This window comes from Acetitomaculum ruminis DSM 5522 (genome assembly GCF_900112085.1).
GTDB lineage: Bacteria > Bacillota > Clostridia > Lachnospirales > Lachnospiraceae > Acetitomaculum > Acetitomaculum ruminis.
On record NZ_FOJY01000031.1, the window covers coordinates 1 to 10,838 of the forward strand.

A 10,838-nucleotide genomic window follows, 5' to 3' on the forward strand; every position below is an offset into this window, starting at 1 on the left:
TATTACCCTGAGATTGTATGTATTGTTTGATAATATCTACCGTAGCTTTGCCTGTGGTCAACAGACAAAAACTCTGTGACCAGAACATCTCTTTCAGGCGATTAGAGATATTATCATCTATCACCTTATTACGATATTTTACGCACATGATTAGATGATAATGTAGCATGAACACTGAATGATTATTTGTATCTAATTGCATTATATTATAGCATTTCTCGCAAATACGACTGATTTATAATTAGATTATAATGCTATAAGATACAAAAGTCAAGAAAACGCCGTGTTTATCGCAATTCATCCCACCACTTGTAGAAGTGGGGGATTTCTTGCTCACGGCGTGTTAAAAGGCAAAAAACTTACTTCCACTTCTTGGCCACAATGAATATATTCCAACTTATCTCCCATGATTTTTTTCATTTCTTCATATGCAGATATTCCCGTGCAGTGGCAGGTAAAAAATTTTGTTTTATACTGGCTTAGTTTTTTTGCAATGTCTCTTACTTTGCTAAGTTCATTTTCTTTATATTCACCCTTTATCATTAAATGGAATCCACTTATAACAAAATCCGGTAAATCAGAGTATTTTTCCCTATAAGCATCCAAGATGCTCAAAATCCCATTATGAGCACAGCCGGAAATAAGTACCGTTATCCCGTTTTCTTTTATAATAAAATAATGCTCATGCTCAAAATCATCCGGACTATAACCTCTTTCAGTTTTGATTAAAAGTCGGGCATTAGTAAAAGGAAGTGGATGAGTCCTTGTTTTTAGTTTAAAAATCTCCAACTCATTATCAATTACATAATCTCCCTGCAATAGTCTAACCTGAGATAGTTTTAAAATCTTTCTGTCAATACCTATATATCTGTAACGTTCACCCTCAGATACTTCTCCATCTTCTGCATAAAAATCCCCCTCTGCTTTCTTTTGCATATAAATATCAGCCGAATCATTAATTTTTGCAAATGACCTAAGTCCTCCTGAATGGTCATAATGACCATGGCTTAAAACTGCTATATCTATTGATTTTAAATCAATCCCCAGCGATTTCGAATTCTCAATAAATTTATCACTTTGTCCGAAATCCACTAGTATATTATGATTTTTCGTTTCGATATAGAAAGATAAGCCATGCTCATATTCACATCCTGATTTTCCTTGTGTATTTTCAATAAGATTTATTATTCTCATTTTTTTCCTTTCGCAAGCAGGATTTTGTTTTTTTACGGGCATCTTAACAAAATACTTTTATATGTTAGCTGATGGTAATTTATACATTCTAACCCTGTCCTTGGCATTCATTCCCCGATCATCAGCCCCATGAAGAATTGAACTTGTAATTACATACATATTGTCCTTATCATCATAAAAGCTATCAATAAAACGCCCAGTGATGCTGTATGAGCACAAGCGCTTAAAATTATAATCATAAATGTGGACATATTTGCTGGTTCCGATTATCAATAGTTTTTTCCCATTGACCGTACGTTTTTTTATAAAAGATATATCCAGATATTTGTGTCCTTTGGCCTTCCAGTAAGCTTTGAAATCGGAATATTGTATTCATACACTTTTCTTAAATAAGGATTATCTGCCTCTGTGACCTGATAACAATTAACTTTTCCGTAATCAACACCATCTTTTGAAGGCTCAACGCATCTTAAAATTCCCGGATAATCATCACTTGGAGATTTAGAAGTATAATAATTAACTACATCTCCTGGAAATTCTACCAATAACTCCGGCTTAATAGATGTTATTTTATTTCTCTTTTTTCCTTTTTTATATCTTCTAATACTTCTTCCTTGTCTGGAATAATATTCCAATTGGAATTATGATAAATAAAACTATCAATGTAAAATGGCAACTGGCAGATTGCACTTAACTTTAAAATAGAATCTTCCGGGTCTAAATCACTTTTTAATATATATCTAAAAGCCTTCGCATCATTTTCGTTAAGTCTTAGGGCTTCCACAAATACCGCTATTTTCTTGGTAAAGTGATTTCCCACTCTCACATCATGATATGCAGCTTTCTTACCATCCAAAGTTACAAAAAGTTCAAAATAATCATCATCAAAATAAAACACAGTGATTATTGATTGCCCCAATTCTTTAGAAAGCTTTCTGCTAGTCTTTTCCATCTTTTTAAAATCAAGTTCGGATTCATCTTCCAAAATCGTATCCCAGTCTTTAACAATATTTACCTTTGAATATCCCGCCGGAACTTCATACTCCCTTTTGTCCGGATTATAAATATTCATGTTACAAAATTTCATTCCCATAATATTTTCCTCTTTATTATCCTAAAAGTATTTTTTTATAATTCTGACAAAATGCCAAAACTGTATAAATATTATATAATTCTATTTAATTTTTGTGAAGACTAATAAAATAGCCATTGCTTTCATCCATTTTTTAAGCATATTTATTAACCATTTATTCCAAAAAAGGTGAAGCTATAATCTAGCTCCACCTTTGGGATTGTTTTTTTTGCTATTATCTTACTGTAATCTTACAGTATGCTTTTTTTCCTGACTTTAAAATTACTGTAATAGTTGTCTTACCTTTCTTTTTTGCGCTGATTATGTATCTTGTCTTGTTCTTTTTATCAACTTTTACTGTAGCAACTATTTTATTTGATGATTTTACGTTCTTGATTAAATCTCCTTTTGATAGTTTAGAAACAGTAAGTGTAAAAGATTGTTTTGTTTTTATTGTTTTATTTGTTGCTGAAAGCTTTATTGTCGGTTTAAGTTTAGGTATGATTTTCTGTGGAAGAATTACAGTTTTACATACCAAGCAATGTTTTCCCTTAGTTTTTCCTTTTGAAATACATGTTGCTTTTACAGCTTTATCTACAACTATTTTTCCATGTGAAAGGTTAATCTTTACATTTTTTGAAAATAATCCCTTAAATTTACAAGGACAGAAAACGCTTGTTAATCTTGTGCATCCACTAAATGCGCCATTATCAATTTCGATTACACTTTCTGGGATTGTTAAATTAGTTAATCTTTTACAGCCACTAAAAGCATAATCTCCTATTTTCGTTACACCTTCCGAGATTACTATACTTGTTAGGCCCATACAATTATCAAATGCATATTCTCCTATTTGGGTTACACTTTCTGGGATTACTATACTTGTTAATCCTTTACATCCAGCAAAAGCACATTCACCTATTTGGGTTACACCTTCTGGGATTACTATACTTGTTAGCCCGCTATTTTTCCCAAACGCATAATCTCCTATTTGAGTGATTCCATCTTTTATAGTAACGCTGTAATCTTCAATCTCTATTTCTGGGACAGATTCTGAAGCTAATATACCACTTCCTGTAAATATTATGCTTTTTATTCCATCACAATCCAAAAACGCAGATCTATTAATATTGCTTACACTATTTGGAATTGTTATGCTTGTTAATCCTTTACATTCTTCAAAAGAACACGTTCCTATTTCAGTTACACCTTCTGGAATTGTTATACTTGTCAATCCTTTACATTTAGCAAAAGAACACATTCCTATTTCAGTTACACCTTCTGGAATTGTTATACTTGTTAATCCTTTACATCCATAAAAAGCATTATCTCCTATTTTCGTTACACCTTCTGGAATTGTTATGCTTGTTAATCTTTCACATCCATAAAAAGCATTATCTCCTATTTTCGTTACACCTTCTGAAATTGTTATACTTGTTAATCTTTCACATCCATAAAAAGCATAATCTCCTATTTGAGTTACACCTTTTGGAATTGTTATACTTGTTAAACCTTCACATCTATAAAAAGCATAATCTCCTATTTTTGTGATTACGTCTTTAAAAACTACACTATAGCCTTGGATATCACAATACTCCTCTGGGATTATATTTTCTTCCAATTCACCACTTAATTTTATTGTAAAAACACCATTCTTTAATGACCAGGAGTATGAACCATTTGTACCCTCATCTGGAATATTATTCATTTTCCATGGAGTTGCATAAAAAACATTTGAACAATCGATTGATTTCTTTAAGGAATCAGGTAATACTAGATTCTTAAGCTTTTTGCAGTCTGCAAAAGCTGAGTCTCCAATGTAGGTTACACTTTCTGGAATATTTATATTCGTTAGCCCTACACAGCCGCGAAATGCTTCGTAATATATTTTTGTTACACTTCCTGGAATTGTTATATCTGTTAGTCCTATACAGCCATAAAACGCTTTCACATCTATTGTGTTGATTCCATTTTTGATAATTACACTGTAACCTGAGATTTTTCTATATTCCTCTGGAATTATCCCACCTTCTATGTTCTCGCTTCCACTTATTGTAAAAACTCCATTATTTAATGACCAAGTGCATGAACCAATCGAACCTTCATCTGGAATATTATTCATTTTCCATGGAGTTGCATAAAAGGCATTTGAATAATCAATTGATTTCTTTAAAGAATTCGGTATTGTTACAGTTGATAAATTACTGCAATATCCAAATGCATTATCACCAATTTTTTCCATACTCTGTGGAATTGTCAGGCTTATTATGTTTTTACAATTTTCAAATGCAAAATCACAAATTTCTGTGATTCCCTCCTGAATAATTACACTGTATTCATTTGCAAAAGAAAATAGTGAAACAACTTCTGAAGTTAGTGTTCCATTCCCAGTATATACTATTTTTTTAATATTATCACAATACCAAAACACATCATTTTGATACTTAGTATTAATAGGGATTGTTATGCTTGTTAATTTATCACAAGAACTAAAAGCCTGGGATCCTATTTCAATTACACTTTCCGGGATTGTTATACTTGTTAATCCTTTACATCCACTAAAAGCATACTCTCCTATTTCAGTTACTCCTTCTGAAATTACTATACTTGTTAATCCTTTACATCCATAAAAGGCAGACTCTCCTATGCAGGTAACACTTTCTGGAATCGTTATGCTTGTCAATTTAGTGCATCCATAAAAAGTAGACTCTCCTATGCAAGTTACACTTTCTGGAATCGTTATGCTTGTCAATTCTGTGCATCCAGAAAAAGCAGACTCTCCTATACAGATTACGCTTTTTGGAATTGTTATACTTTTTAAATCTTCGCAATATCTAAAAGCAGCATCTTTTATAGAGGTTACCCCTTCAGTAATAACCACTTTTTCTATATACAAATTGTACGAATCCCATGGATTATATTGATAAGTCATATCTCCACTACCTGAAATTGTCATTGTTCCATCAGATGTTAAAACGTACGTTAAATTTTCACCGCAAGAGCCACTTACGATTTCATATATATCATTACCTGCCGCACATACCTCCTTTTCTATTAAACCACCTGTTACCACATGACCTAACGCAATAGCAAGTAAGCCCACTATTGCTAAAGATAATAATCTTTTAAAAAATTTCATCTCTAACTCCTATCTAGTATAAACACATTATTTTCATATATATCTGCCAATAGATTTAACTACGGCAAATAAATATCCCTTAAAGTTATTTTTTTTAATAGTAAAGCGGACATTCTTAAATCCGCTTTGCTACTTCCTCACGAACGCAAAGCGTATCTTTTTGTGCAACTTTGTTATTATATTACCTTTCTTACTTAAAAAGCAAGGATTTTCTGAGTCTATAAAAGCGAATATTTACTGCAATAAAAAAAGTTATGCCGAAGCATAACTTTGTAGTATCATCCAAGTAAAGCGAATTACATATTTTAAGAAAAATATCTTTACAATAACAAAATTCCCATCATAAAAAATGCCTGAGCGATGGTATTAATGCTTTGCTCTAGCCAGTTTCCTTTAACATCATGCTTATCAATTTTAAATGCACAAATAAACATAACAATCATTCCCATAATTCCCATGGCAAAGCAAAAAACACTTGGGAATTTAAAAGCTTCCTGAAACAACTGTATCCGCAAGGATTCTTTCGTAAACAGTACAGCAATTATAAGAGTAAAAAAGCCTATTGGCATTAGAAAACGAAACTGATAGTATAAAAAGGAAATTTCTTTTTCCTTTGATGCAATAAAAATCTTCCAAAAAACTTTTCCAAGTCCGGCCAAAGTACAAATTACGCTTCCAAAAACGAACAAAAGGCTTTCTAATTTCATTCCAAGAATCCCGAATGCGACTCCGAAAATAATAACCGGAACCATGTCAAAATATGCCAGTTTCATAGTAAATTTTTCTTCCATAAATATTCTCCTCAACATTATCCAAAATTTAACAAATTCTATTATTTATGAGATTTTTTCCGTCATTTCATCCCCTGCTCCTCTTTTCTCAACCAGCTTAGTTGAATAAACACAAATCAATGATATTATAAAAAATCCTCCAAGAATCATCATAGCATGCCTTATTCCAAAGGCATCAGCCATAATTCCTGTAAGGGCAGTAAATACCACACCGCCAATTCCGGTAGAAACAGTAATCATAGCTGTTGCAGTAGCTTTTCTTTCCCCGGAATAATTCATAAGGGTTGTGAGCACACTTGGATATATTGCACCACTTGCAAATCCAAGGGGTATGCATAGTGCCATTACAATATTTCCGCTAGTCATATTTGCAGTGACTAAAGTAAGTACAGGAATAGCGATGACAGATGCGTACAAAATCTTTTTGGCATGTCGTGAAAACAAGCCCACAATTATTCTTGATGGTATCATAACTGCCCAGAATATAGACAGGGCATATTTTCCTGAAGAGGAATTAAGCTCCTTTGTGAACATTGTATCTATAAAAAATGCAAATCCATTTTCAAAGCCTACATAAATACACATTACAACACATAAAAGCAATACCCCGACAACCATGAATCCACCTGATATCTCACCGTCATCTGCATCTACATCTGCCGTCTCACTTAAATTCTTTCCGGTAAGCAAGGTTCCTGCAATGGCAAGGGCACTTCCTATTGCCAATGTCAAAAATAACATCTTCCAGCTTATATTTCTCTTTAAATAAAAATCAACAAAAAGCGGTGATAAAAGTGCTCCAAGAGCGTACATAGATGTCAAAAATCCAATTTTTTTCTTACCAGTTAGAGGATATAATTCTACAAGCGCCGCTATTGCGATAAATTGAAGGGCACTTGTGGTCAGTCCTAAAAAGAAAATTCCTCCAATAAACATAGCTTCTAAGTCTATTGAAAAAATAGCCACAGAAAAGCACATTTGTATTCCAAGTAAAATCAGGATACATTTGATTTTATCGGATTTGTCTGCCCAGTTTCCCAAAATAAGGGGTGCAAGCATAGTAGCAAAAAGCTCCACAGATGCAAAAAGCCCCATATTGGCAACAGACAAATCATAGGTCTGTCCAATCACATACAAACTAGCCTGATAACCACCGGCTTCAAAGCCATTAATGAAAACAATTAAAAACAGGAAAATCCACATCATATCTCTTTTTTTCATAGTATTTGTCTCCTTATTATTCCCCAATGTTTTTTATGTTCACAATATACTATCGATTAAAAAAAGATAAAGCAATACTCCCCTTTTTAATATTTCCACTGAAACTGCTTCAAATCCACCTTTCCATCAACCACCTCTACACCTTCTTCAATAAGATGCTCAGCCTGCTTCCAGGCTCCTCCAAAGGCATATTCACCTGCCAGCTCTCCCTTAGAATTAACCACACGATGGCATGGAATACTAAAGGGATCCGGATTCTTATGCAGGGCATTTCCAACAGCTCTTGCCATCTTCCGATTACCTGCCAGCTCAGCTACCTGTGCGTAAGTCGCAACGCATCCTCTGGGTATTTGCTTAACCGCTTCGTAAATCCTTTTTGTCGGGCAGTCCGAAACCAAATCATAGCTTTCTCCTATCATAGTTTTAATATCCTTATCCGGGATACTTCCATCTAAAATAATGGTATTCCAATGTTCCTTATTCTGGTGATATCCCGGCACAACGGAAAGGTAAATATCACGCCAAAAAAACGCCTTTTCCGGTTCAACCTTAACGTTTAAATTTATATATCCATTTCTCTCGTATGTCCACAAAAAGGCTTTCTTGTTTCCCTTATATCTAACCAATTGCCAATTATCATCGTGAAAAGGTGCATCTTGATAGGTATCCGGAAACGATAATCCAAATTGTAATATCTCTTGCCGTGTTTTTAACATAATTTGATATCCCCCACAAACTATTGCAATAATATCAGTCAAGTTGTCCTACATTTTACATTCCAAACTCCACGCACAACTTTTCAAACCTTTGCTGCTCTTTTTCCTTTACCGCCTTTGACATATCATTCATACAATGATGAATATCATCTATAAAGAAAAAGGATTTTTCTTCTAATAATCCAGACTGTCTTCATTCAGTAAGAAATCAAATAATCCCATTATTGTTACACCTTGGTCGTTTCTCCACACCGGAGTGTTTCCACTAGTAACAATTATTTTCTTAAATGAATCAGGTATTTTAATAAGCGATGCTTGTTCCTGTTCTACTTTTTCCTGATTTGGGAGCGCATAGGCAGACTGGATATAATATCGCTTACTGCCTTGATTAACCACAAAATCAACTTCTAATTGTTTACGAACTTTTTTTCCATCTTCATCAATTCGAATTTCAACAACACCAACATCTACTTTGTAACCCCTATATATCAATTCATTGTATATGGCATTCTCCATTAAATGAGTCTCTTCAAATTGACGGAAATTTAAAAAAGCATTCCTCAATCCCAAATCTGTGTAATAATATTTGGATGGCGTTCCTATATATTTGCGTCCTTTAATATCATACCTTTCAACTTTTTGTATAACAAAACTTTCAATAAGATACTTTAAATAATTCGATATTGTAGGCATTGAAATTGACTTATTACCTTTGCTATTAAATGTATCAGATATTTTTTGAGCATTTGTCAAAGAACCAATAGCAGAGGCAATAACTTTCATTAGTGTTTCCATGCCAATAGCATCTCTAATATCATACCTTTCAACTATATCTCTAATATATATTTCAGAATTTAATCTTTCCAGATATGCTTCTTTTGATTCATTGTCCGGTTCTGCCAAAATATGTGGCAATCCACCATAAAACAAATACTCCTGCCATGCATCATATTTGTCCTTCCCAGCTGCAAAGAAATACTCTGAAAAAGACAAAGGTGAAATATGTATTTCATCACCACGACCTCTGAATTCTGTTAAAATATCAGAAGATAAAAACTTAGAATTGCTTCCTGTAACGTATACATCAACATTCTTCTTTCTAATCAATCCATTTAAAACACTGTAAAGTCTGATTGGAACATCCGGGTTTTTCATCTCTTCCTTAGTGATTGCATATTGTGCTTCATCTATAAATACATAGTATTGCTTGTTTGAATCAGTTATTCTACTTTTGATATACTTCGATAACTTTTTAGGTTCACAGTATTCTATATACTCATCATCATCTAATGGAACAGATATAATACAATCATCAGAAACCCCTTCTTTAGTAAGATAATCATAGTACAAATTAAATATTAAATAAGACTTACCACATCTTCTGATTCCAGTAATAACCTTAATCAATCCATTATTTCTTTTACTTATAAGCTTTTTTAAATATTTATCCCTTTTTATCTCCATAGAAAACTCCTATTTTAGATTTTTGGTCCTATTACCGTTTTTCTAAAGTATATCACTCTTAAGTTTTCTTGGTAAATGGTATTTTAGAAAAACGGTAATTGTGCCATTTTTCAAAAATAGGAAACTGAAAATGCAGTTTTTGCTTCTTGTACTCATCCACCCTTAATGTCATCAAGGCCGTCCTTTAAGGAACTTTTTAAAACTTTAATCATAAAAGTTCCCTAAAACCATCAATGCCCCACATTTTCTTTACATCCCAAACTCCATACACAACTTTTCAAACCTTTGTTTTTCTTTTTCCTTTACCGCCTTTGACATATCATTCATACAGTGATGAATAACATCTGCATCCTTAAGTACTTCATCCATTGAACCATCTATATCAAACTTATCATCATGATGGTATATAGCAGAACAGATTATCTCCGTCTCTGCTTCATCCGTAAGCCCCAGTTCCTTCAATATCTTCCTGGCCAGTTCTGCCCCCAGATGCGCATGATCGTCATAAGAGCTAGTCTTATATGCATGAAGGTCATGAAGCATTGCCGCCATAGATGCTATCTCCGGATTAAGCCCACGCTTTTTTGCAATCATAGTTGCTGCAAGGGATACACCATATAAATGGGCAATAGCACTTGTGCGTTTGGACGCATCCTCCATTTTGTTCAGTTCCTCATCCACATAATTACGAAGTTCCTTTAATCTGCTCATAAAATCCTCCTCCTTTAAAATTTGGGTATGGCTGGTTCATCTTATTAACGAATGCATATACATGTGCTAAAACAATAATCTGTAATCTTTCAACTTCTTTGGGACTTCTTAATTCCGAAGATGAATTGAAAATTTGAATTTAGGAAATCCGTTATTCTTCTTACGAGATTTGCTAAACGTATTACGGAAGGCTGCCTGCAAATCCATCTGCTTGTTAGCAAGAGCAAGACTATCAACTTCTTTAAGATATGGATAATCTTTTTTGTATTTAGCAGGTGTAACAATAGGGAACTTACCAGTCACTTTATAACCTTCAATCTTATCAGCGAGCATAAGATTATAAACCTTACGGCAACAGCCAAAGGTCTTTGCAAACATAATGCTTTGTTCAGTTGTAGGATATATTCTATACTTAATTGCTTTGTTTGCCATCTTTATTACCCTGAGATTGTATGTATTGTTTGATAATATCTACCGTAGCTTTGCCTGTGGTCAACAGACAAAAACTCTGTGACCAGAACATCTCTTTC

Annotated in this window: 12 protein-coding genes; all 12 read right to left on the reverse strand. The window is 33.5% G+C overall.

All coding sequences use genetic code 11. The features are described 5' to 3' along the window. On the reverse strand, positions 1 to 202 hold a 202-nt coding region (locus BM153_RS12995), incomplete at its 3' end, for a transposase (RefSeq protein WP_177205720.1). Positions 203 to 333: 131 nt separating this feature from the next. Continuing rightward, positions 334 to 1,194 carry an MBL fold metallo-hydrolase gene (locus BM153_RS13000; RefSeq protein ID WP_092874863.1) on the reverse strand — a complete coding sequence of 287 codons (861 nt, stop codon included), beginning with the start codon at positions 1,192 to 1,194 and terminating at the stop codon, positions 334 to 336. 302 nt (positions 1,195 to 1,496) lie between these two features. Next, complete coding sequence (locus BM153_RS13005; protein ID WP_092874866.1) at positions 1,497 to 1,739, reverse strand: hypothetical protein; 243 nt, start codon at positions 1,737 to 1,739, stop codon at positions 1,497 to 1,499. Between the two features lie 20 nt (positions 1,740 to 1,759). Next, on the reverse strand, positions 1,760 to 2,287 hold the full coding sequence (locus tag BM153_RS13010) for a hypothetical protein (protein WP_092874869.1): 528 nt from the start codon (positions 2,285 to 2,287) through the stop codon (positions 1,760 to 1,762). A gap of 214 nt (positions 2,288 to 2,501) precedes the next feature. Next, positions 2,502 to 5,405 carry a leucine-rich repeat protein gene (locus tag BM153_RS13015; RefSeq protein WP_092874872.1) on the reverse strand — a complete coding sequence of 968 codons (2,904 nt, stop codon included), beginning with the start codon at positions 5,403 to 5,405 and terminating at the stop codon, positions 2,502 to 2,504. Between the two features lie 320 nt (positions 5,406 to 5,725). Further along, positions 5,726 to 6,196 carry a hypothetical protein gene (locus BM153_RS13020; RefSeq protein WP_092874875.1) on the reverse strand — a complete coding sequence of 157 codons (471 nt, stop codon included), beginning with the start codon at positions 6,194 to 6,196 and terminating at the stop codon, positions 5,726 to 5,728. 45 nt (positions 6,197 to 6,241) lie between these two features. Then, positions 6,242 to 7,417, reverse strand: a complete 1,176-nt coding sequence (locus BM153_RS13025) for an MFS transporter (protein WP_092874878.1) — start codon at positions 7,415 to 7,417, stop codon at positions 6,242 to 6,244. Between the two features lie 86 nt (positions 7,418 to 7,503). Next, positions 7,504 to 8,133 carry a methylated-DNA--[protein]-cysteine S-methyltransferase gene (locus tag BM153_RS13030; protein ID WP_092874881.1) on the reverse strand — a complete coding sequence of 210 codons (630 nt, stop codon included), beginning with the start codon at positions 8,131 to 8,133 and terminating at the stop codon, positions 7,504 to 7,506. Between the two features lie 174 nt (positions 8,134 to 8,307). Further along, positions 8,308 to 9,597: an ATP-binding protein gene (locus tag BM153_RS13040; RefSeq protein ID WP_092874884.1), complete on the reverse strand. Its 1,290-nt coding sequence runs from the start codon at positions 9,595 to 9,597 to the stop codon at positions 8,308 to 8,310. A 249-nt stretch (positions 9,598 to 9,846) separates the two neighbouring features. Next, positions 9,847 to 10,308, reverse strand: a complete 462-nt coding sequence (locus BM153_RS13045) for an HD domain-containing protein (protein ID WP_092874887.1) — start codon at positions 10,306 to 10,308, stop codon at positions 9,847 to 9,849. A gap of 108 nt (positions 10,309 to 10,416) precedes the next feature. Then, positions 10,417 to 10,740 (reverse strand): helix-turn-helix domain-containing protein, encoded by a 324-nt coding sequence (locus tag BM153_RS13050; protein ID WP_330392166.1) that lies wholly within the window; start codon positions 10,738 to 10,740, stop codon positions 10,417 to 10,419. After that, on the reverse strand, positions 10,721 to 10,838 hold a 118-nt coding region (locus BM153_RS13055; protein ID WP_177205722.1), incomplete at its 5' end, for a transposase. The genes BM153_RS13050 and BM153_RS13055, both read right to left, overlap by 20 nt.